At 57.0% G+C, this 21,288-nt stretch carries 19 protein-coding genes; 8 read left to right on the top strand and 11 right to left on the bottom strand.

Annotated elements, in window-relative coordinates; all coding sequences use genetic code 11:
* The first annotated feature begins 195 nt into the window (after positions 1 to 195).
* The gene (locus AAC076_RS00205; protein WP_339842325.1) at positions 196 to 759 is read left to right on the top strand and encodes a Tar ligand binding domain-containing protein; all 564 of its coding nucleotides are present in this window, start codon (positions 196 to 198) and stop codon (positions 757 to 759) included.
* Here the strand turns inward: AAC076_RS00205 and AAC076_RS00200 are convergent.
* The 5 genes from AAC076_RS00200 to AAC076_RS00180 all read right to left on the bottom strand — a co-directional run bounded on the left by AAC076_RS00200 (position 756) and on the right by AAC076_RS00180 (position 5,950).
* Positions 756 to 1,724 carry an FHA domain-containing protein gene (locus AAC076_RS00200; RefSeq protein WP_339842324.1) on the bottom strand — a complete coding sequence of 323 codons (969 nt, stop codon included), beginning with the start codon at positions 1,722 to 1,724 and terminating at the stop codon, positions 756 to 758. The two genes, AAC076_RS00205 and AAC076_RS00200, sit on opposite strands and share 4 nt — an antisense overlap.
* Positions 1,721 to 3,055: a serine protease gene (locus AAC076_RS00195; protein ID WP_339842323.1), complete on the bottom strand. Its 1,335-nt coding sequence runs from the start codon at positions 3,053 to 3,055 to the stop codon at positions 1,721 to 1,723. The genes AAC076_RS00200 and AAC076_RS00195 overlap by 4 nt, the downstream gene beginning before the upstream one ends.
* Before the next feature lie 231 nt (positions 3,056 to 3,286).
* Positions 3,287 to 3,970, bottom strand: a complete 684-nt coding sequence (locus AAC076_RS00190; RefSeq protein WP_339842322.1) for a hypothetical protein — start codon at positions 3,968 to 3,970, stop codon at positions 3,287 to 3,289.
* Positions 3,971 to 4,350: 380 nt separating this feature from the next.
* Complete coding sequence (locus tag AAC076_RS00185) at positions 4,351 to 4,728, bottom strand: hypothetical protein (protein ID WP_339842321.1); 378 nt, start codon at positions 4,726 to 4,728, stop codon at positions 4,351 to 4,353.
* A 16-nt stretch (positions 4,729 to 4,744) separates the two neighbouring features.
* A complete protein-coding gene (locus tag AAC076_RS00180; RefSeq protein WP_339842320.1) occupies positions 4,745 to 5,950 on the bottom strand; it encodes a YbfB/YjiJ family MFS transporter in 1,206 nt (401 codons plus the stop codon).
* Between the two features lie 150 nt (positions 5,951 to 6,100).
* Between AAC076_RS00180 and fhuF the strand changes: the two genes are divergently transcribed.
* Entirely contained in the window at positions 6,101 to 6,832 is a 732-nt protein-coding gene (gene fhuF, locus AAC076_RS00175; protein ID WP_339842319.1) for a siderophore-iron reductase FhuF, read from the top strand.
* 86 nt (positions 6,833 to 6,918) lie between these two features.
* On the opposite strand, the gene AAC076_RS00170 is transcribed toward fhuF, so the two are convergent.
* Both AAC076_RS00170 and AAC076_RS00165 read right to left on the bottom strand, forming a co-directional pair.
* Positions 6,919 to 9,093 carry a TonB-dependent siderophore receptor gene (locus AAC076_RS00170; protein WP_339842318.1) on the bottom strand — a complete coding sequence of 725 codons (2,175 nt, stop codon included), beginning with the start codon at positions 9,091 to 9,093 and terminating at the stop codon, positions 6,919 to 6,921.
* Between the two features lie 108 nt (positions 9,094 to 9,201).
* Entirely contained in the window at positions 9,202 to 10,860 is a 1,659-nt protein-coding gene (locus AAC076_RS00165) for a multidrug ABC transporter permease/ATP-binding protein (RefSeq protein WP_339842317.1), read from the bottom strand.
* A 100-nt stretch (positions 10,861 to 10,960) separates the two neighbouring features.
* Here AAC076_RS00165 and AAC076_RS00160 point away from each other — a divergent pair, with 100 nt between their 5' ends.
* Genes AAC076_RS00160 through fhuB form a run of 3 tightly spaced genes read left to right on the top strand, consistent with a single transcriptional unit; the run spans position 10,961 to position 14,662 of the window.
* Entirely contained in the window at positions 10,961 to 11,728 is a 768-nt protein-coding gene (locus AAC076_RS00160; protein ID WP_339842316.1) for an ATP-binding cassette domain-containing protein, read from the top strand.
* A 59-nt stretch (positions 11,729 to 11,787) separates the two neighbouring features.
* Complete coding sequence (locus tag AAC076_RS00155) at positions 11,788 to 12,681, top strand: ABC transporter substrate-binding protein (protein ID WP_339842315.1); 894 nt, start codon at positions 11,788 to 11,790, stop codon at positions 12,679 to 12,681.
* On the top strand, positions 12,671 to 14,662 hold the full coding sequence (gene fhuB, locus AAC076_RS00150; protein WP_339842314.1) for a Fe(3+)-hydroxamate ABC transporter permease FhuB: 1,992 nt from the start codon (positions 12,671 to 12,673) through the stop codon (positions 14,660 to 14,662). The genes AAC076_RS00155 and fhuB overlap by 11 nt, the downstream gene beginning before the upstream one ends.
* A 231-nt stretch (positions 14,663 to 14,893) precedes the next feature.
* Here the strand turns inward: fhuB and AAC076_RS00145 are convergent, their stop codons facing one another.
* Positions 14,894 to 16,273, bottom strand: coding sequence for a heavy metal sensor histidine kinase (locus tag AAC076_RS00145; protein ID WP_339842313.1), 1,380 nt, complete (start codon positions 16,271 to 16,273; stop codon positions 14,894 to 14,896).
* Positions 16,270 to 16,941, bottom strand: coding sequence for a heavy metal response regulator transcription factor (locus AAC076_RS00140; RefSeq protein WP_339842312.1), 672 nt, complete (start codon positions 16,939 to 16,941; stop codon positions 16,270 to 16,272). Before AAC076_RS00140 ends, AAC076_RS00145 begins: the two co-directional genes overlap by 4 nt.
* A gap of 171 nt (positions 16,942 to 17,112) precedes the next feature.
* Between AAC076_RS00140 and AAC076_RS00135 the strand changes: the two genes are divergently transcribed.
* Both AAC076_RS00135 and uraH read left to right on the top strand, forming a co-directional pair.
* Positions 17,113 to 17,592 (top strand): heme-binding protein, encoded by a 480-nt coding sequence (locus AAC076_RS00135; protein WP_339842482.1) that lies wholly within the window; start codon positions 17,113 to 17,115, stop codon positions 17,590 to 17,592.
* 10 nt (positions 17,593 to 17,602) lie between these two features.
* Positions 17,603 to 18,013 (top strand): hydroxyisourate hydrolase, encoded by a 411-nt coding sequence (uraH, locus tag AAC076_RS00130; RefSeq protein ID WP_339842311.1) that lies wholly within the window; start codon positions 17,603 to 17,605, stop codon positions 18,011 to 18,013.
* Positions 18,014 to 18,063: 50 nt separating this feature from the next.
* Here the strand turns inward: uraH and AAC076_RS00125 are convergent, their stop codons facing one another.
* Complete coding sequence (locus AAC076_RS00125; protein ID WP_339842310.1) at positions 18,064 to 18,660, bottom strand: pyridoxamine 5'-phosphate oxidase family protein; 597 nt, start codon at positions 18,658 to 18,660, stop codon at positions 18,064 to 18,066.
* A 99-nt stretch (positions 18,661 to 18,759) separates the two neighbouring features.
* Between AAC076_RS00125 and AAC076_RS00120 the strand changes: the two genes are divergently transcribed.
* Positions 18,760 to 20,199, top strand: a complete 1,440-nt coding sequence (locus AAC076_RS00120; RefSeq protein ID WP_339842308.1) for a PLP-dependent aminotransferase family protein — start codon at positions 18,760 to 18,762, stop codon at positions 20,197 to 20,199.
* On the opposite strand, the gene AAC076_RS00115 is transcribed toward AAC076_RS00120, so the two are convergent.
* Positions 20,179 to 21,162 carry an alpha/beta hydrolase gene (locus AAC076_RS00115; protein WP_339842307.1) on the bottom strand — a complete coding sequence of 328 codons (984 nt, stop codon included), beginning with the start codon at positions 21,160 to 21,162 and terminating at the stop codon, positions 20,179 to 20,181. The genes AAC076_RS00120 and AAC076_RS00115 overlap by 21 nt on opposite strands.
* Positions 21,163 to 21,288 lie beyond the last annotated feature (126 nt).

Here is a 21,288-nt window from a genome sequence, read left to right as displayed (position 1 = left end):
AGCAAGACGAAGGGGGCGTATCAATGGAAAAATTTCGAGCTGGAAATTCGAGCCATGATTCCTGACACCCGTCAATAACCCATATACGTAACCCGCTAACATTGTTCTTTATAGACCAGCATTTTAGAATTTCACAGCATAAAGCGCCCACGGATATTCCCCGGCGCACTAAAACCACTATCTCGGGTATCTGAAATGACTCTGATCGGCAACTTCTCCATCAAACAGCGCATTCTGCTGTCCATGCTGATTCTGGTTGTCTGCATAGCAGGCATCAGTCTGACCGTAATGAACGGTAGGAGCGCAACTGCCAACTCACCGGAAACGGCGATGGAGGAGCGTCCAGAACCTCGGGTGCAAATTGCCAGGATGTTTGACCTCGCCAGCCAGAACCGAAAGCTTGCCTTGATTGCAGTGCAATATGATCCGCGAAACTCTGAATACGATTTAATATCGCAACCGCTTTCTTCCCTGCGCCCTCAGGTTGAGCAAAATCTGGAGGAGCTTGATCAGATCACACAGGCCTTTCTGGCGTCCAACCTGACAGTACAAGATCAGAATTTGATAAACAGGGTCACCGCAGACCATCGGACATTTGTGGAAAAGGGTCTGATCCCTGTCTTTGAGGCTGTTGAACGAGATCAGTTTGATGAAGCCAAAGAAGTGTTTTACCGCCAGATGGAACCGGCTTTTGCCCGGTATCGCAGCGGTATCGATTCACTGGAGCAGCGTTATTCAGACGTGGCGCCACAGAACTAGATCCCGTCTGGAAAGTCCTCAGAATCAGCGTTTTCGCGCAAGGACTGCAAGCGCTCTTCACTCGCATTGGCGCGCTCGATAAAGGCTTCGACCGTACTCAGCTGACTGTGTCGCAAGCCCGGCGGATAGGGCGCTTCCATGTAGGCTTTGTTGGCTAATGTACCGGCATCCTCGTAATTGATGACCATCAACATGCCGGAAGCAACCACGTAAAATCCTGCGCTGATAGCTGCCATTCGCTGCGATAAACGCTCATTGATCGTGACCAGATGAAAATAGATCGCCAGCGCCCACGGAACCAGAAGGAACAAGCTGCTGTAACGATCCAGTGCCGGCCAGGACAGCCGATAGGCTAGAAGTCCGGGCGCCTGATACCAAACGCTGAAAACCAGTAAGGCGATGCCGGCAATGAATAGATGACGACCAAAACGGGCACAGCCGGTGAGCAATCGGTTGAGCAACGACCAGAAGGCTGCCCATATAACTACCAGAACCAATCCGAAGAACGCCCCAAGAAGCAGAGTAAAAAGCTCACTGGCGCTATCACCATCCAGCCACTCATTGGCTAGAACGACGAGTGCGGCGATGACAAGCCCCGACACAGCAGGCACGGTACCTTCCCACCCGTGCCTGACAGTGTCAGGCAGCTCCTCTGCAACCGGGTGGTCAACACCTCGCACGCGCAGGCGGGTATGTCCCAGACGCACCTCGGTATGCCCGTGCATATCCACATGTTCCTGGGTGCGTTTGTTGACGATAATGCCGTTACGGGTTTCCTCGCTACGCAGCACCCAGCGTCCGTCTTGCTCTTCGAGAATCGCATGAAATGGAGCAACATGGGGATCATCCAGGATCAGATCGTTGGCATAGGCGCGACCGACGCGCACCGGTAGCTGCTGAAAACGCTGGCGATTCAGCACTATTCCGTCGCGTGACAGCACTTCAATAAAGATCGGCGACTTCATGGCTGAACCTCCCCCAGTGCGTCTAGTTGCTCGGCACCGGAACCAGACTGCATGCCACTCAGAAAGGTTTCGGCCAGCCGTAACCCGTTTTCCCAGGATATTCCTCGCATACTGATCTGGCTCAACAAGGCATTATCCGGGTCATCGGTGGTCACACTGTATAGATCCATGAGATAGAGTCCGTCGAGCTTGTTGTACGCGCTGAAGCAGAGCACCGCACGTAGGGCCAATCCATTACTGACAATGAAATCTTCTGTACAAACCGGTCCACTGAGTTGCTCGTTGAAGGACGACATGAATATCTGGCCGGAAAAGTGTTGCCTGGCAACCCGGGCAAAGCGCCAGCGGTCGAGTCCCTTACGCTGAAGCAGAGAATGGCTAAGACTTACGTGCCCCGTGCGCAACTCCCCGGAAACAAAAATACCGGACTCCATCGCACACTGGATAAGATCACTGGTATAGCCGGCACGCGACTGGGTTTCGGCGCTACCCCAACAACGCAACTGCTCCGATTCACGGACCGGGACTCGGTAGTTTCCAAGTGGCTTTTGGGTCAAAGGCGTTTCCAACAAGCGGTCGAGCATGACGCCCTGATGTTCCAGCAACTGAGCCGCGATCAACGGATTGAAATCTTCGGGTGGCTGCTCGCCAATGGTGCTCAACAGGGCATGCAGGTAATGAGCCGGCACTAGAAAGCTGACCAGCTCACCATCTCTTCGATGAGCCACATTAACACCGGCAACGCGGCCGGACTCGGTGATACTGGGACCGCCACTCATACCTGGATTGAGTGCACCGCTGAACAACAGCAAATCGGAGAAATCCCGCTGAATAACGCCGTTATAGGTGCCTTCAGATATGGCAAACCCCAGGTCAAGCGGGTTACCCAGGGCATACAAATATTCGCCCTGAGCCAGCGTCACGCCGCGATCTGACAACTGAAAGAAACCGTTGCCCTTTCGGTCGATGCGCACAATGGCAAGATCGCGCAGCACATCCACAGCCAAGAGCTGCACGGTTCCGCGCCGGCCCTGAGTATCCAGGTACTCACCCGTATAAAACTCAGGTTCAAGGGCTATCTGTGACACCACATGATAGTTGGTGACCACAAGATCGGTTTCCCCCAACAGAAAGCCCGACCCCACCGAAGACTGGCTGCGCCCGTTATTGATCAGCACGCGAATCTGCAGCAGATCCTGACGCGCCTCAGCATATAACCGCTGGGCCGTCGAAGAAGGCGTGCTGATTTCAGTGCTGGGGGTATTCGCGTACAAGCCAGAGGCAAAAAGGGCGAGAAAACAGGTCAGACCGACCGCAAGAAATGACTTCATACCGCTCCCTGGTAAAACGTGGCTGGGTTAACCGACTGCCGCGGAGTACCTGCCAGGCCGACAAGCCCCAGGATGACGAAGTACTTCCATGATCTACGCAACATCCAGGACCTGCAGCCTCGGATCACTGAATAATAGCCCTAAGCTTCACGCCAGCAAAAGCGGTTTTTGCGCCGCGGCCCGTTCAGTCAGTCAGGGAGCCAGACCCCGCTTTCAAGCATGTCTCAGCTCTCAGGTTCGATAGCTACCATAGGCCCAGCAATACATTTTCCGCCACTCATCAGAGATACTGCGGTCAGTGCGACATTGCACCTTGAGCCATTGGCGCGCTCCCTTGCGGCATTCACGATAGGGTATCGAACCCTTGCCAATGTTCAGACAAAAGCTGCTGTTATCGATACGGCCATCGCGGTACTCGAAGCGGGTTCTCCAACTGGACTGATTACCCCTGGCGTCTACCCAGCGAACAGTAACGGACTTGGAACCCGCTAACGTCTGCCGACCTCCATCAGCCGACCTGCCAGGAGACCTGACGGGCACCGACTGGATAATATTGACCTGCTTGGGGGGTGTATAATTCAGGTCGTTGAACCGGGTTTGTCGATCCGCCTCCTTGAGCTCCTGCTGCTGCGGGCTTGTCGTATTCGCGCGCTCACGATCTCGTTCAACCTGCTCCCAGAAAATCATCTCCGCCGTCGGTTGGGACGGGCCGGATTCCTGGTCGGCCAGCGGCTGCGCTACCAAGCTCTGCTCTTCGGCGCTGACCCCGCGTGGCCCCAATCCTCCCGGCCCATCAAACAGGTAAAGACCGAAGCTGCCGGCAAGCAGCCCGGGAATAACCAACCGGTGTATGGTCCTGTTGTATTTGCCATCCTTGTTTGATCTGTCCGTTAGATCGTTCCAGTCATCTCCCATGACTTGCTCTCCTTGTCCTGTCAGGCCAACACAGGCCCTGATAATCCGTGCAACATCCTTTTATGAAACCCGGCCGGAACAGACCAGATACTTATCATGGCATTGTTGGAGGGAATTGGCTGGGACCTTGGCACGCAGCTGTGGCGTACTTCACACTGATAAAGCAATACTCAGCGCCATACCTATGGCCGGATTACTAGCATCACCTACGACATTGATATCGTGGATGGTGGGCCCGGCGGCTTATGTCTGGTCAAGCCTGGACAAAGAGGGTATTTCAGTACTCCGCACTGACAGGCTGCGACTGGCGCAGCAGGCACCGTCACAAGAGCGAGAAATCGCATGTCATTTGATTCGACACGTCTGACGCGAGCAAATGACTAGCTCCGGACTGCTAGCTTGCGTGAGGCAAAGAGCAGAAAACCGGCGACGATCAATTCCACCGCTATCATGTCAAAGGCAAACGCCGCGTCGTGGGCAGCCCAGGCGAGCATTCGACCGATAGCAGCAATGCCCAGCAGCATGCAGGCCGGGTAATACCATGTGCGCCGAGACGTAGCCAGAGCGATCAGAATAGATGTTCCCAGGGTCAGAAAGAACGCGGTCATGTCACCGATCTGAGTGCTACGTCCCAAACCGTCAAGCAAAGGCATACCCAGGTTGGTGGCTGCTGCAGTGGGGTCTATCAGCCAGCGCAGGCCGATAACCAAAAAGAGTACGCCAAGCAGCCCGACTATAACGCTCAGTACCTTATTCATTCTTGCCTCCAGGACTTTAACAAGCGCTCGTCTCCGATCGCATACTCTCCTGGCGATCGCGTCGCTCGATGAACTTCAAGCCGTACAACAGTCCACCACCCAGGAACATCACGGCTGCAGCGCACCAAAGCCCGACCGCATAACCACCAAAACGCGTGGCCAGCACCCCGGTGAGCGCCGGGCCGATAATCTGGGCCAGGCCATAAGCCAACGTCATACGCCCCATCATGCGGGCAGGTCGAGTGGGGTAATACCGGCCGGCCATCGTCAGTACCAGGCTGACCATGCCGATGAAGGTAGCACCGAACAACCAGGCGCCCATCAGCGCGGTCCAGAGGCTGTGATGCAATACCGGCAACAATATGCCCAGCACCTGCAGCAACGCGGCAGCGATCAGCGCGTTCAGATCACCAAAGCGGCGAGCAACCAGATCCCAGATGATACAAGCCGGGGCAGCGCCGATGCCCAGTAATAGAAAGGCCAGATTACCCCGGCCACTTAGGCCCGGCAGTTGCTCGACGATGGCTACAATAAAGGTGGCGCTGACCACATAGCCAATACCCGCGCAGAAATACGCGGCCATGAAAACCTGAAGGTAAAGACGGCTCGGCGGGCTGTCTGACATGGCGGCGCCACTGGTGGTCTTGCCGCTGGTATCAGGGGGAGGCAGCCACCGAAGCGCGGGTATGGCGAGCAGCGCGGCCAGCGCGCTAAACGCCAACCACTCCCCACGCCAGTCCAACCACTGATTGAGCAGTGCGATCAACGCAGCACCGAGCGCAATGCCAATTCCGATACCGGAAAACTGGATACCCAGCTCACTGCGCTGACCGTGACGCATAAGCCAGTTGAGAATCAGGGCGCTACCCAACAACATGCCAGCAGCACTGGAGAGGCCGGCAACATAGCGGGATATACCCCAGATCCAGAGATTGGTGCTGATGGCCATCATCACTGTGCTGAGCACCGCAAGCACAATGCCGATCCGGTACAGTCGGTCCTTGTAACGCAGATCACTGATAAAGGAGGCCAGCAAGGCACCACTCAGGTATCCGACATAGTTGATGGCTGCAAGCCAACCGGCATCCGCCACACCAAGTCCGGCCTGAGCCTGCATTTGGGGCAACATGGGAGTGTAGGCAAAGCGCGCTACGCCCAGCGTCAGCATAAGGCTGAAGATACCGGCGCAAAGCACTTGCAGGCGTTGGGCAGCAAGAGTCATTGAGCAAGTATGCATGCACTGCTTCACGCTCGCCAGCGCATTGATGGAAGTGATATTGCTTTTCACCGCCATAAAGCAATTCTTATTTGTTAATGATTCTCGATTGTATTAGATTGGCGGCTCGCCCATGCCTCCGGAGCCAACATCAGTATGTTCAGCCGTGTCTATGCCGGTCCGCTGGAAGGAATCATCCCGATCAAACTGTCAGTCCCCGCACACAGCCAGGCATTATTGGCAGAGGATCTTCTTGATCAGCACACGCTAACCCGAATCATGGACAGATTCGGTGCCAGCTACCCTGATGGAGATCGTCGGGCGATTGCGTCTCTATGGTCCAAGTGGCATTTCAGCAACGTCATTGCGCATGGATTGGCGGCCACCCTTTTGCTTAATCGCGACTTGCCGCTGGCACTGCATGAAACGCGCATCGAGCTGTCTCCCGAGGGCCATACGGTCGGATTGTATGTGTTGAACGATGGCGTCGTATTGAATACAAATAGCGCCTACGCGCGCTTCGAGCGACTGATTGAGCGCCACATCGAACCGCTTGTCGCAGCGCTGAGTGAATGGTCCGGCGCTGCGCCACGGGTTTTCTGGAGCAATGCAGGAAACTACTTCGAGCACTTCGCAAAGGCTTTGCAAAATCACCCCCTGGCTGACGCAAACACCAACGCACCCGCACTTGAGCTACTTGAGACCCGCGCCTTTGCCAATGGCAAACGTAACCCCCTATATCGACCCATCCGCTACCAATCAACGTCTGATGGCACCCAACGAATTCGCCAGCTGTGTTGCCTGCGTTATCTGCTGCAGACGCTCGACTACTGTGAAAACTGTCCCCTGACCTGCCCAAAACGAAAAAGAACAGAGCCACAGTGCTAAGCAGACCCAACCGCGCAACCTAAAGCAGAAAGGGCCATACGCATTGCGTATGACCCTTTCTGACTGCGACCTACAATGATTGAGTTTCAGTACTTCCAACCCAGGGTGAGCATCGCGTGCCGGGGTGCGCCGTAGTAACCCTGGGCCCAGTAGAGGCTGGTCAGGTACTTCTCATCCGTCACGTTGTTAAGGTTAAGGGACGCGCTCAGATTCTGGCTGATGTCATAGCTGGCCATCAGGTCCAGCAGGGCATAGTCGTCCTGGCGTGTCGTCACACCTGCTCCCTGGTCCCGGTAGATTGCCTCCTGCCAGCTAAGGCGTGCACCTACCTTCATGGCGTCATGGAACGGCAACCGGTAAGTGCTCATGGCGCGGACCATGTGGCGCGGGATAAAGGTGCGGGCCCGTTGCCCATCCGGATTTTCGATGTCGACGTAGGTGTAGCCCAAACTGGCCTGAAGATTCGGCAGCAACTCACCGGCGAGGGTCGCCTCGACGCCTTCGCTGACAAGGCCTTTGGCGCCAACGTAGGCCGTATCGATGGTGCCGGGGATGGTGCCGCTGGGTTGGGCTACGTTGTCCTGTTCGATGCGAAACACCGCCAGGCTGGCATCGGCACGGCCGGTGAAAAGTTCGGCCTTTATCCCTAGCTCATACTGCACACCCTCAATGGGTTCCAGCCGGTCACGACTGGCATCCACCTCGGTTTGCGGCTGAAAAATCTCCGCATAGCTGGCATACAGCGACATCTGATCATTCAGATCGAAGATGAGGCCGGCATATGGCGTGAACACATCGCTGTGGGAGGTATCCTTTGACGTTCCGTAAGTTACACCGTCACCTTCAAAGCGGCTGAGGCGCCCACCAAGAATACCTGTCAGCCTGTCGGTCAATGACAAACGTGCGGCACTGTAGACACCGGTCTGCCGATCAGTCCAGTCACTACCGTCCTGGCTGGCAGTGAAGGCTGGTAACGGATATTGGCCGTTCCACTGATCAAGCGGCGGTAATGGCGTGCCGATGCCCACTCCATAGTCCGAGCGATCTTCCAGCGTGGAACGCGACCATTGCAAGCCGGCCACCAACTCGTGTTCGCGGCCAGCCATTGCGAAGGGGCCCTTTACGTGCAGATCGGCTATCAATTGTTCGACATCAAACTCATACAGACTGGGGTAGGCGAACAGGCCCAGTCCTGTCTGCCGATCAGGCGTACCGTACTGGTAGAACAACGCCGAATCAGAGGATACGTCGAGGTAATTCAGTGCCGCCTTGCCTTCCCACCCATTGGCAAACAGGTGAGAAACCTCCACGAAGGTGCGGTTGTCGGTGTTATCCCAGTAGGCCCAGTCAGCGGACGTGCTAGTTGATGCGTCATAGTCCGTAGCGCTGCCATCTGTGTAATACAAAGGCAATGCACCCCACATAGGACTATCCGTATTGACTTGCTGCCAGCTGTGGCCTGCAGTAAGCATCGTGCGATCAGTCAGGTCGAACTCGACCACACCGTAAACAGTTCGGCTTTCGCGCTGCAGACGATCAAGGTAGGAGTCCGTGTTCTCAGCCGCGGCAACCAGTCGGCCTCGCACCCTGTCCGCTGAGCCCAGCGGGCCTGACACATCAACCACCAGCCGGCGTTGGTCCCAGGAGCCCAGCGTACCCGAGGCGGATGCCTGATACTCCCGCGTGGGTCTTTTGCGGATGAAGTTCACTGTTGCGGACGGGTTGCCTGTACCAGAGAGCAATCCATTGGCGCCCCGCAGCACCTCGACGCGGTCATAGATGGCGGTGTCTATATCACCCTGCAGGTTCTTGTACATCATGGGGGCGCCCAGGCCGTCGTACTGGAAGTTGGTGATGTCAAAGCCCCGGGCCGTAAAGTAGGTGCGGTCGGTCTCGACCCGCTCCACGCTGATGCCAGGCGTGCTCTCAAGCGCGTCCAGTGCGCTGGTGAGATTGAAGTCTTCCAGCTGTGCGCGAGTAATAACCGATAACGACTGCGGCGTTTCCCGGGGAGTCAGGCTGAAGCGCATTGCTGTGCTCGCGCGCTCCGCCTGATAACTGTCCGATGACTGAAGCTCACTTTGCCCCTCAGCTTCCACGATCATGCTGCCCAGATCCGCTGGCGCGTGCCCGGCAGCGGCTTGGGCAAAAACAGATGGAGCCAGCAGGCAAAGGCTGCCTGCTGCGGTCATACGAAAGGCGAAGCGGATAGCCGAGGTGAGAAGACTTACGTCCAGAACGTGGGATGGCTGCAATTTCACGGTATCTCCAGAATATTCGGGGTGACGAATGTCCGGAGCATCACGTCCGAACGACGGATGCGGATGATATTGCATCTCATTTAGATTATCAATGGCGAAGGAGGGTGCTCAGATTACTTGAGCTTTACCTACGGCATCCTCGCTAGCCAGCGTGCGCTGCTCGCCGGTGAGCTCGACCAGCTGACCCTGACGCATCTCCAACAAACGGTCGGCGTGGGGGAAATAGGAGTCGTCATGGCTGATCGCAAATACGGTCTTGCCCATTTCTCGGATGTACGGCAACAGCACCCGATAGAACTCCCGCCGAAACTGCGGATCCTGATCTGCTGCCCACTCATCGAGCAGCAAAATATCGCGTTGCTCGAGCAGCGCCACCAGAAGCGCCAGCCGTTTACGCTGCCCCTGGGACAACCGGGTGTCGTTGATGCGACCACTTTCAACCTGCAGTTTGCCGCGCAGACCGAGTCGGGAGGTCCAGGTTTCCAGAAGATCGGGGTCAACATCGCCGCCGCCGGGGCCCATCAATAGGTCGAACAGGTGAAAGTCAGTAAAAACACTGGAAAAGCGCGCTTGCAGCCCGGACAGTTGCTGCTCATCAAGCACCACACCGTCAACCAGGATCTGTCCGCTCAAGGGGCTATAAAGCCCAGATATCAAGCGGGCCAGGGTCGACTTGCCACTGCCATTGGCGCCGATAAGAAAGACCTGTTCGCCGCGCCGCAATGTGAGATCAAAAGGGCCAACGGTAAAACCCGCGCCATTGCCACGGGCACCGTACTGGTAGCTTACGCCCCGCCATTCGATGCACTGCCAGCCATTCAGAGTGTCCTCCAGCGCGAAGCCGGGCCGGTGTGGAGCCAGGGCAAGCCTATCCAGTTTATCAAAGGCAACCTGTGCGCTGACCAGGGTTGGCCAGGCACCAACCGCCTGGATCAGTGGCGTGCGCAGGAACAGCAACGTTAAAGAAAAAGTCGTCGCTACCGCGGCCGACGCCCAACCCAAGGCATTGGACAAGAAGAAAGTCACACCAATAGCCCCAAGCATCATGATGTTCGCCCAATTGTTGGCACTCAGGTGATAGGTATCCGCCCTGACGATATGGTGTCGATAGGCTTCTGCATCAGTCTCATAAGTCTCCTCGAATAACCGTCTGGCGCGGTCACGATTGAGCCGCAACTCCTTGCGCCCTTCCAGAATGGATTCGAAGTCACGCTGCAGCCGATCCTCCGCTTCGCGAAGCTGGTTGAAATGTGCATAGACCCGGGAAACCAGCAGCCAGCCAACGCCCATTACCCCGCACAACCAGAGCAGGATCACGCCGAGCAGGGGTACCGACAGCCAGGCGAGGTAGACAAGCGCCGCAAGGGACAGCACCACACCCTGCACCAGCTCGGGCAAGCGTACGAAAGCAATGGTGATGTTGCGTACATCGCTGGACAGGCTGGCCAGGAGATCGGCGCTCCCCAGCTCTTCGATGCGCTCCAGATCGGTATCGAGTATCCGCTTGATCAATTGGCCACGCAGCGTGAAAACGAAAAAGTGACCAAGCCGGGTAAGGCACAACTGGGCCCCAAGCGTCAGTACCAGCAGCGCGGTTAGCCAGCCAAGAAACTCGGGCAGGGCCGAAAGCGGAGCATCTGTGGTCATCAACCTGGCATTGATGAAAGCAATCACCCCGACGCCCAACAGAGCACTGGCGATACTCAAAAGAATCACGCCGATAAAAGGCAAACGATAGTAACGAAACACCAGACGAAGCAGATCCATGCATATTCCGAAAGCGAGAAGTTAATAAACTGATTGATAAAGCTTATCATTACGTTTAACTTTATGCACCTCAGCGGCTCACGATAATGAGGATCCATTCATGTTTGAGCTCAAGGGCGCGACATTCGCAGTCAACGGTAAAACACTGCTACAGCCCACCCATCTGAATTTTGAAGAAGGCAAGGTTCACGGTCTCATTGGCCACAATGGTTCGGGCAAATCGACCCTGCTCAAACTGCTCGCCAGGCAACAACAAGCGACCGCGGGAGACGTACTGTTCAATGGACGACCCGTGGCAAATTGGGGAAGCCGGGAATATGCCCGCCAGGTAGCCTATTTACCCCAGCATCTTCCGGCCACGGATAACCTCACCGGCCAGGAGTTGGTGGAGTTCGGACGTTACCCCTGGCACGGCCTGCTGGGTCGCCAGAATGCGTTGGACCGCACCGAGATTGCCAGGGCCATTGCCTTGACCGACACCAGCAAACTGGTCAGCAGAATGGTCAACTCCCTTTCCGGAGGAGAGCGTCAACGCGTATGGCTAGCCATGCTATTGGCGCAGAAAAGCCGCTTTTTGCTGTTGGACGAGCCGTTGGCTGCATTGGATATTGCTCACCAGGTAGAGGTTTTGAAGCTTGTGCGCAGGTTGAGTCACGACCTCGGACTGGGCGTGATCATCGTGCTGCACGATATCAATATGGCAGCGCGGTATTGCGACCGCCTGACAGCACTGCATGGCGGGCGAGTACTGGAACAGGGCTCCCCTCTCGAGATGATGGAGAGTGACACCCTGGAGGCCATTTACGGTTTACCCATGCAAATCATGGTACCCACCGGCAGCACGCACCCGGTAGCCATCGTTCAGTGATACGCGCCAGTCAGTATTTGATTCACCCATAATCGTTCGTGCCGTTACGGAGCCCCTCCTTGACCCTCAAGCACCTGTCCGCAACCCTGAGCACCGCTCTTATGGGTCTGTCCCTTGCGCTGATGACAACGTCCGTGCTTGCGCAACTCCCTGCCAAGAACCCTCCGCGCATAGTCACCCTGGACTGGACTATCGCTGAAACACTCATGGGCATCGGTATTGCGCCGCAGGCGGTTGCCCAGATTGCGGCATACCGCGAGTGGGTGGCCGAGCCGAGCCTGCCGGATTCAGTGATCGACCTGGGATTGCGAACCCAGCCCAATCTCGAGCTGCTTGCAGATCTGCAGCCTGATCTTATTCTGATTTCGCCGATGTTCAGCAATCTGGGTCCGCGTCTGTCGCGGATTGCCGAGGTAAAAACCCTGGCCCTGTATACCCCGGGTAGCGACGCCTGGAGGCAGATAATCGACATCACCCGGGATACTGCAGCGCTGGCGCGCAATCCCGAGGCAGGCGAGACGCTTATCACCAGATCCGAAGCGGCAATGGCCGAATTTCGTGAACGTTTACCCCTAAAGTCAGAGCCGGTTTTGATCGTTCAATTCATGGATGCACGGCACGTTCGCGTTTTTGGTCGCAATGGACTCTATCATGCAGTGCTTGACCAACTAGGGCTGAAAAACGCATGGCCAGGCGAAACCAATAGCTGGGGATTTTCGCTGGTGGGGCTGGAGGAGCTCCTGGGCATTGAGGGGCAATTGATAGTCGTCGAGCCTTCCCCGCTTGGAGTTGAAAAGGGACTTGTCGGGAATGGCTTATGGCAGGCATTACCCGATGTACGCGAGGGTAAGGTTATTACCCTCGCACCGGTCTGGAGTTTCGGCGCCCTTCCCTCTGCAATCCGCTTCGCCGACTCGCTGACCTCTGCCCTGGTTGCCAAGCATGACGAATAGAGCGTTTCTGACTCCTTCGCCCTTCTTCCTGTGTGCTCTGTTGACGACGGTGGTCATCAGTCTGGCCTGGGCGGCGCTTCCTGTGGAACGAGGCCTTGTATTTAATCTGCATACCCTGTTTCAGCCTGCTACCTCCAACCCCCTTGAGGTGGTTTTGCATTACAGCTGGTGGCCCCGCCTGAGCATCTCCCTGCTCGCCGGTGCCGGACTCGGACTTGCCGGGGTGCTGATGCAACAGGTTTTGCGCAATCCGCTGGCAGCCCCGACAACGCTGGGCGTTGCCAGCGGAGCGAACCTGGCACTGATTGCCGCTACCCTTTTTGCTCCTGCACTGTTCGCGGTCGGGCGCGAGTGGGTGGCGCTTGCCGGCGGCGGCCTGACAATGGGCTTGGTGTTCATGCTGGCCTGGAGTCGGGGCCTCACCCCAATGGTGGTTGTATTAGCCGGTCTGGTGGTCAATCTTTTTGTCGGAGCGCTGGCAATAACCTTGCTGCTATTCAATCAGGAGACCCTGAAAGGAGTGCTGATCTGGGGTGCTGGTTCGTTGACCCAGAACGGCTGGAGCGATGTCTCCTATCTCTGGCCCCGGCTCGCCATAAGTGCATTGCTGGCGTATCTGTTGCTGCGACCCATGGCAGTCATGGATCTGGATGAGAGCAACGCGCGTAGCCTGGGAGTTTCGCTGATCAAACTGCGAGCGGCCGGTCTGGGACTCGCCGTATTCATCGCCGGCTGCGTGGTAAGCGTGGTTGGCATCATTGGCTTTATCGGTCTGGCAGCTCCCAACATTGCTCGCATGGCGGGGGCCAGACGGCTCGGTCAGCGGATGTTCTGGTCGGTGATACTGGGCGCGTTGCTGCTGACCACCACCGACCAGCTGATCCAGTATTTTGCCGGCAGCAGATCAGCCTTGTTGCCAACCGGTGCAATGACAGCAGCCCTGGGCGCGCCTCTGCTGTTATGGCTAATACCCCGGCTCAAACTGGGAGGCAATAAACCGGATATCACGGGCCAAGTCCCCGCGCTTCGATACGCTCAGCCCGGACGACTGTGCATGGTGCTTTTTGTAGCCTTGCTTGCCACAGCGATGCTCGCCGCTTTCGTCGGCCAGACCGCACAGGGCTGGACCTGGTCAATGCAATGGAGTGTTCTTGAGTGGCGGTTACCCAGACTTCTGGCCGCGGCAGGCAGCGGTGTTCTGCTAGCGATAGCCGGCACCATGATCCAGCGTATGTCGGGCAATCCGATGGCCAGCCCGGAGCTTCTGGGTATCAGCGGTGGTAGTGCAATCGCACTGATGGCGGCGATCTTCCTCGTTCCCTCCCCTGGTAACCTGACCCTGGTCACAGCTGGAACGCTGGGTGCATTGGGCGCCCTGTCTGTGTTGGTGATACTCAATCGACGCAGCGGATATCTACCCGAGCGGCTGCTGCTGACGGGGGTAGCCATCACGGCCCTGTTCGATGCAGTGCGAAGTATTGTACTGAGTGGAGGGGATCCCAGGGGCCAACAGGTGATCGCATGGTTATCGGGGTCGACCTATTACGTCGACCTGCACAGCGGTCTGTTGATTGCGCTTCTAGCGCTAGTGGTGGTGTTCGCCACCCTTCCTCTGGCCCGTTGGCTGGACATTCTGCCACTGGGCCCGGCAACGGCAGGTTCGCTGGGTATCGGACTCAACCGATCCCGATTGTTGTTACTGGTGATAGTCGCTCTGCTGACAGCCTGCGCGACGCTGGTAGTCGGCCCGCTCGCCTTCGTAGGCTTGTTGGCCCCACACCTGGCCCGCCTGCTCGGTTTTGGCAGAGCGCGCGAGCACCTGCTGGGCGCAGCCCTGATAGGTGCTCTACTGATGGTTCTTGCAGACTGGGTGGGCCGCCAGGCGCTGTTTCCCCAGGAAATTCCAGCTGGGCTGGTCGCCTCCGTGATTGGTGGAGGCTACTTCATCTGGAGTATGAGAAGGCGACAGGCGACCCACTAGGCTGTCAGTTGCTTTGCTGATGCATCTGATGCAGCTCGCGCAGGCGCTCGCTGCCGTCTTCGGCCTGTGCCAGGGTGCAGGTAAGAGCAGAAATGGAAAGCAGAATAGCGAATACGATTTTCATGGAGATAATCCTTGTTCAGTTGATAGCGGTGGCGAGTGCCGCCGCTTGACCTGTACAGGATATGAAAGTGCTCCCAGCGCCAGCATGACGCGCTGATTACAAAATTGTCATGTGCTTTTGGCGGTGGCCGTTTCCGGAAAATGCAGTTCGAAACAGACCCCATCGTCAACATTGGATACCCGGACAAATCCACCATGCTGACCCATGATCGCCTCCACGATCGCCAACCCCAGGCCTCCGCTATCGCCTGGTTGGCTTCTCGAAGGATCTGCCCGGTAAAACCGCTCGAACAATCTTGGCAGGTGCTCAGGTTCAATCCCGGGGCCACAGTTGTGCACGCTGATGATGGTGTGTGTCGCCTCCGCTCGGCTGGCGATGCTGATCGCCGTTCCCGCCTCGGCATAGCGGATGGCATTGGCGATCAGGTTCGCCAGTGCCCGAGTCAGCATATCCGGGTCCACCATCACAGTGCCATTGCACTGATTCACCAGGATCAACTGCTGCTCATCGGCCATGCCCTCAAAGTAGTCACATAGCCTTGCAACGGCGGCATCAAGCTCCGTCGAGTATCGCTGCAGATTCTGCTTGGGCTGCACGCACCTGGCCAGAAACAGCAGACTGTCAATCATCCGCGCCAGGCGTTCGAACTCCTCAAGATTGGACTCCAGCAATTGTTCGTACTGCTCGGATGAACGCGGCAGGCTAAGCGACTGCTGGGTCTGACCGATAAGATTATTCAGCGGAGTACGCATCTCGTGGGCCAGATCACCGGAGAAGCGCGACAGTTGTTCGAAACCCTCCTCCAGTCTTTCCAGAGCCTGATTGAAACTGCTTACCAGGGAATCCAGCTCGTTATAACGGCTGTCGGTGTGCAGACGTAGATGCAGATGTTGGCTGTCAATCGCCCCCGCCTGGAGCGCAAGGCGCCTGAGCGGTCTCAGACCACGCTGGCTTATCCAGAATCCCAGCAAAAACGCCAGTAAGCTGCCAGCGCTGAGCACTCTAATCAGGTTTGAACGGTATGCACCGAGCATCAGTTGCCGCTCGGATAACAGGTGCCCGGCGATCAGGGTCAGAGCCCTATCGTTCACTCTGATCTGCTGGGTAACAAGGCGATAGGTCTGGTCTTCATCCTGATGAAAAACCGGTTCGACTGTGGCCGACAGTTCAGGCATTGGCAAGTCGGTGGGGTTTATGCTGACCAGCCTGTGATCATCAACATCGAGTACCCAGAGAAAATGCTGAGTATTGCCGAGCATATTGGCGTAAAGCTCCGGCCTATCGGTTGGCGCGGTCAGATCAGGACTGTTTTCCAGTAGCAGTTGCACCCGCTCAAGGCGTCCGAGCAACGCCTGATCGTCACGCCAGGCAATTTCACGCTGCAGTGATTGATACAGGTATAAACCTATGCTGCCCAGTAACAAGGTGCCTACCAAAGCAAACGCCAGGCCCAGCCGCAGACTCAAGGAACGCATCAGAAACCTCACGGCGAACCGTCCAGCTTGTAGCCCATGCCCCGCACCGTATGTACCAGTTTGTGCTGAAATGGATCATCCACCTTGGCGCGCAACCGTCTGATGGCGACGTCGACTACGTTGGTGTCGCTTTCAAAGTTGATGTTCCAGACCTGCGATGCGATACGGCTGCGCGACATCACTTCACCCGGATGACTGATCAGCAGCTGAAGCAGCGCAAACTCCTTGTTGGTCAGCACAATACGCTTACCCCCGCGGCTGACCTGGCGGCGCAGCACATCCACGTCCAGATCCTCAAGACTGTAATGTTCAACCTCACGCAGGGGCGCGCGGCGCAATAGGCTGCGCACGCGCGCGAGCAGCTCTGAATAGGAAAACGGCTTGACGAGATAGTCATCCGCCCCCAGCTCCAGACCCCTGACCCGGTCTTCAACGCTGTCGCGCGCAGTCAGGAACAGCACCGGGGTCTGACCGCGCGTACGGATCAGTTTGATCAGTTGCCAACCATCCATGCCAGGCAGCATGACGTCGAGAATGATCAGGTCGAAGTCGTCCTCCTCGATCAGATGCCGAGCGTCCAGCCCGTCAAGGGCCACAGCCACCTGATAGCCGGACTCCCCGAGCCCCTTCTGCAAATACTCGGCGGCCTTGCGTTCGTCCTCAACAACCAGAATGCGCATGTCTATCTCCCAGGGTATGCCGCCAGATTAGAGCCAAACACCAGACATGCCCATTACAAATACGTAATGAAACGGCAATGCCGCTGACGGTTACAGGACAGCAACATGCGTCCGTCGTCACATGCACACCTGCAATTATGGAGATATCTTATGCTGCACCGCATTTCCCTCATGACATTGTTTATCGGCAGTCTGGCTGCGGGAGTCGCCCAGGCCAGTACTACCGGCATAGCTGAGCGCAAGGACCTGACCCTGGCACTGGGCAACCAGTTGGTAGAAGCCACCCTGAGCGCCTGCCATGCACAGGATCGCAAGGCAGTCGTTGCGGTAGTAGACCGTTCGGGGCATTTGATAGCGCTGCAGCGCGATGACGAAATCGGCCCGCATAACACCCTGGCAGCCCAACGCAAGGCATTCACCGCGCTGTCTACCAAAATCGCCACCAGCGAACTCGCAACTCGCGCCCAGGGCGACCCCAGCTCGGCAAACCTCAACACCATCGATGAGTTATTGCTGCTTGGCGGCGGTGTCCCGGTGCTGGTCGATGGCCAGGTTATCGGTGCCCTGGGGGTAGCCGGCGCCGGCGGCTCCAGCATCGACGAAGGCTGCGCCCACAGCGCGATCAAACAACTCATTCAGCCAAGCAAGTAAGGAAACAACCATGACTTTTATCCCCCGCGTCACACTGGCGTTGCTATTGAGCAGCATGGCCGGCATTGCTCTTGCCGCAGACAATCCGCTCAGCGTTCACGTACTGAATCTGGAAAGTGGACTGCCTTCGCCCGAAGTGCGCGTCACTCTGGAGCAGCTCCAGCCTGCCGGCTGGCAATCGCTGAACGAGGCCTTTACCAACCAGGCGGGTCGCATTCCTGCACTGTTCCCGGCAGACAAATCATTGCAGCGCGGGACCTACAGGGTGACATTCAAGACCGGCGACTGGTTTGCCATGCATCAAGAGCAGACTTTTTTCCCCGAGGTGCCCGTCATTTTCGACGTGGATGGCGAAGTGGATCATTACCATATTCCATTGCTACTCAGCCCCTACGGCTACTCCACCTACCGCGGTAACTGAAAGTCAGTAACGCACATGCGAGGGGCATGTGCGTTCGACCAGTCAATCTGTCAGGCCTTCAGATTGCCATGCCAGACCGGCAGATCGAGATCCTCGGGCTCCTCAACGGGTCCACCCGTGCGGCTTTTGAAAGCACCCTCATCTATGGGTATGCGAAACAGTGCGGTGGCTTTGCGCTCCTTCGCGCTTGGAGCCCGAACCTTGTCCCAGCGGCCCGGTTCCAGATCGTTGATGATGCTTTTGAATGCAGCATCAAACTCCGCATCTTCCAGTACCCGTTCGGCTCTGCCAAAGAGCACCAGAGATTGGTAGTTGGCGCTGTGATTAAAAGCCGACTTGCTCATGACCCACTCGTCAGTCGCCGCGAACGACAAGCAAAGCTGTATTCGCGCATCCAGGCGCTTTGCCAACCTGCCCCCGTTTAGCGTGTGCACATATAGGTCATCACCCATGCGCCAGGCTGTAATGGGAATAATGCGGGGCTCACCCTCCTCAACGAAGGCCACATGGGCGGTTTTCAAACGATCAATCAGAGCGTATGCCGGCGCCCGCTCGTAGCTCGCACGTTTGGCCGCCCGCTGGACCTTGCTGCGCGGGCAACATGTCAGGGCATCTGGAGACGCTGCATCATTATTGGTCTTTGTCATGGGAGCTCCATTGGAAGGTAAATGACCTGGACACCATTAAAGCTATTGTCTGATACTCTCAAAAGATCCAGATTGTGAAAATCCACAGGACCAGTTGACGTGATCGACGATATTCGTCTGGACGGCTCCGAGCCCCTCCAGCAGCAGCTCTACCAACAACTTGCCGCTCGTATTATCGACCGTCGCTACCCGGCGGGTAGCCGCCTGCCCTCCAGCCGACAACTTGCGTTGGATATGCGCATCAGCCGCAATACGGTAAATGCGGTTTACGATCAGTTGAAAGCGGAGGGGTTTCTACAAAGCCGAGCTGGCCGGGGTGTGTTCGTGCATCAGAACATCCATTCGGGTGAGCTCCAGCACGGCAAGCGGCCTCTTCTACAGCCCGAAGCCAGCGCATCGCTACCTCCTATTCCGGAACTGAAAGGCAACAGGTACGACGCGGCGGGCGATGTCAGCCTGGCCTTTCAACCCGGCTTACCGGACCTGGATGCCTTTCCGATTCGCAGCTGGAACCGCATCCTGCACCATCAGGAAAGTCGCAAAATACTGCGCGGCTATGACAGTACCCAGGGTTATCCGCCCCTGCGCAGAGCCATAGCCCAATACCTGTGCTCCGCCCGGGGCGTGCGCTGCCAGGAGCATCAGGTAATTATTACCAATGGAGCCCAACAGGCCCTGTCACTGATCATGGACGTGCTGTTGGAGCCGGGCGACCGGGTATTCAGTGAGAATCCCGGCTACCGTGGTGCACGATATGCCCTCGCCTCAAGGGGCAACCCGGTAACGCCGGTACCTTTGAAAGAGCAGGTACTGGACGTGGATGCTCTGCCCGCGTTGGGAGCGGCCAAACTGCTGTTCTGCACCCCCACACACCAATATCCAATGGGCGGCATTCTCGATATTTCCCAGCGCATGGCTTTGCTGCGATGGGCGCAAGGGAACCAGACGTGGATTATCGAGGACGATTACGACAGCGAGTTTCACTTCTACAACAAACCGTTCGTTGCGCTCCAGGGCATGTTCGAGAACACGCCGGTACTGTATGTCGGTAGCTTCAGCAAGACTCTTCTACCCGCCCTGCGCGTAGGCTACCTGGTTGTACCGGAGCCACTGGTAGAACATTTTGTGTTGGCCAAGCAGGCGAGCGGCGGGGAGAGCCCACTACTGATTCAGGCCACCATTGCCGAGTTCATTGAAACCGGCCATTTCACACGCCATCTGCGTCGTATGCGCCAGCTCTACCGTGATAAATGGCAGCACTTTCAGTCGCGGATCGCCGAGGAGCTGGGCGGGCTGGTAACACCCGTGGCGGAGAGTGCAGGCATGCATGTCGTTCTGGAAGGCGATTTCAATGACGTGGAGCTGAGCTCCTGGCTGCGAACTCGGGGATTTGGCAGTACACCGCTGAGCTCGCACTTTTTTGGCAACGGCAGCAGAACAGGACTGATAATGGGCTTCGCCAGCGCCAGCGAGCAGGAAATCGAAGCATGCATAAACCTGCTCAAACAACGACTTGAATCAGGGACGACCACTGGATGACGCGGCAAATGCCACCAGTGCCTCATTTACCTGCGTACAGGCTTCACTTTGCACCCAGTGCCCGATGCCCGGCAGCATGACAATTTTCAGTTCTGGAATGCGCGCTGCCATTCGCTTAACAAGCTGTTCTTCACTGGCACCACGTATAACGCTGTCAGCGCTACCCACCAGAAACAGCACCGGACAGGTTATCCGAGCATCGCGATAGGGCTGCATCAGGCGCCAGTTCTCGTCCAGGTTGCGGTAGTAATTGATCCCGCCGGCAAACCCACTATCCCGGTAGGCATTGAGGTAGTAGGCCAGCGCTTTTTCCGTCAGCCACGCGGGTTGTTCGCGAGGCTTACCCAAACGACCTATCCAGCCACCTCCCTCCGTTATCGACCGACCAAGCCGAGGCTGATCTCGCGGCGTATCCGGCGAGCAATACAGCGCGCGCAGTATGCCTTCCGGATCGGCGTCGAACTCCGCTTCGGCTACACCTGGCTTCTGAAAATACAGCTGATAGAAAAAATCATCACCGAAATGCTCGCGCAAAAGGGTCGTGGGTGGGCGAGCCGCAACGGGGTGCAGCGGGACGCTCATGTTAGCGAGTCGAGATACCCGGTGCGGATGGCGCAGCGTGAATTGCCAGCAATTAATTGCCCCCCAGTCATGACCAATAAGCAATACCGGCTCATCACCGCTAACCTGTGTGACAAGCTCGTCCATGAACTCGCAGATGCGCGCCACGTTGTAATCCGCAATGGCAGGAAGGCCATCGGTCTCACCAAACCCGGGCATATCCGGTGCAATGGCGCGGTACCCGGCATTGGCGATAGCCACCATCTGCTCACGCCAGGTAAACCAGCATTCGGGCCAACCATGAATGAAAAGCGCAACCGGTCCCGTACCGATACTGGCGACCCGGGTGCGCAGGCCGTTAACGGCAAAGGTTTCAAGGTTGATATCGTTTTGTGAGTACATGGGCATTCCTTGACTGGGCTCGGTGCGCTACAGGCTAAACAAATCGCCGCTTGCTCGGCCAGCCCCGCCACGTTATTTTGCACCCTATCGCATCATATAGATTCATCGAAGACGATCCATTTTGCA

This window comes from uncultured Halopseudomonas sp. (genome assembly GCF_963977355.1).
Classification (GTDB): domain Bacteria; phylum Pseudomonadota; class Gammaproteobacteria; order Pseudomonadales; family Pseudomonadaceae; genus Halopseudomonas.
This window is presented reverse-complemented; position numbering and strand designations above follow the sequence as displayed.

Excerpts from the sequence above, each read along its gene's own strand:
- AAC076_RS00205 (WP_339842325.1), top strand. The coding sequence starts at position 196 with ATGACTCTGATCGGCAACTTCTCCATCAAACAGCGCATTCTGCTGTCC.
- AAC076_RS00200 (WP_339842324.1), bottom strand. The coding sequence starts at position 1,724 with ATGAAGTCGCCGATCTTTATTGAAGTGCTGTCACGCGACGGAATAGTG.
- AAC076_RS00195 (WP_339842323.1), bottom strand. The coding sequence starts at position 3,055 with ATGAAGTCATTTCTTGCGGTCGGTCTGACCTGTTTTCTCGCCCTTTTT.
- AAC076_RS00190 (WP_339842322.1), bottom strand. The coding sequence starts at position 3,970 with ATGGGAGATGACTGGAACGATCTAACGGACAGATCAAACAAGGATGGC.
- AAC076_RS00185 (WP_339842321.1), bottom strand. The coding sequence starts at position 4,728 with ATGAATAAGGTACTGAGCGTTATAGTCGGGCTGCTTGGCGTACTCTTT.
- AAC076_RS00180 (WP_339842320.1), bottom strand. The coding sequence starts at position 5,950 with ATGACTCTTGCTGCCCAACGCCTGCAAGTGCTTTGCGCCGGTATCTTC.
- fhuF (WP_339842319.1), top strand. The coding sequence starts at position 6,101 with ATGTTCAGCCGTGTCTATGCCGGTCCGCTGGAAGGAATCATCCCGATC.
- AAC076_RS00165 (WP_339842317.1), bottom strand. The coding sequence starts at position 10,860 with ATGGATCTGCTTCGTCTGGTGTTTCGTTACTATCGTTTGCCTTTTATC.
- AAC076_RS00160 (WP_339842316.1), top strand. The coding sequence starts at position 10,961 with ATGTTTGAGCTCAAGGGCGCGACATTCGCAGTCAACGGTAAAACACTG.
- fhuB (WP_339842314.1), top strand. The coding sequence starts at position 12,671 with ATGACGAATAGAGCGTTTCTGACTCCTTCGCCCTTCTTCCTGTGTGCT.
- AAC076_RS00140 (WP_339842312.1), bottom strand. The coding sequence starts at position 16,941 with ATGCGCATTCTGGTTGTTGAGGACGAACGCAAGGCCGCCGAGTATTTG.
- AAC076_RS00135 (WP_339842482.1), top strand. The coding sequence starts at position 17,113 with ATGACATTGTTTATCGGCAGTCTGGCTGCGGGAGTCGCCCAGGCCAGT.
- uraH (WP_339842311.1), top strand. The coding sequence starts at position 17,603 with ATGACTTTTATCCCCCGCGTCACACTGGCGTTGCTATTGAGCAGCATG.
- AAC076_RS00125 (WP_339842310.1), bottom strand. The coding sequence starts at position 18,660 with ATGACAAAGACCAATAATGATGCAGCGTCTCCAGATGCCCTGACATGT.
- AAC076_RS00115 (WP_339842307.1), bottom strand. The coding sequence starts at position 21,162 with ATGTACTCACAAAACGATATCAACCTTGAAACCTTTGCCGTTAACGGC.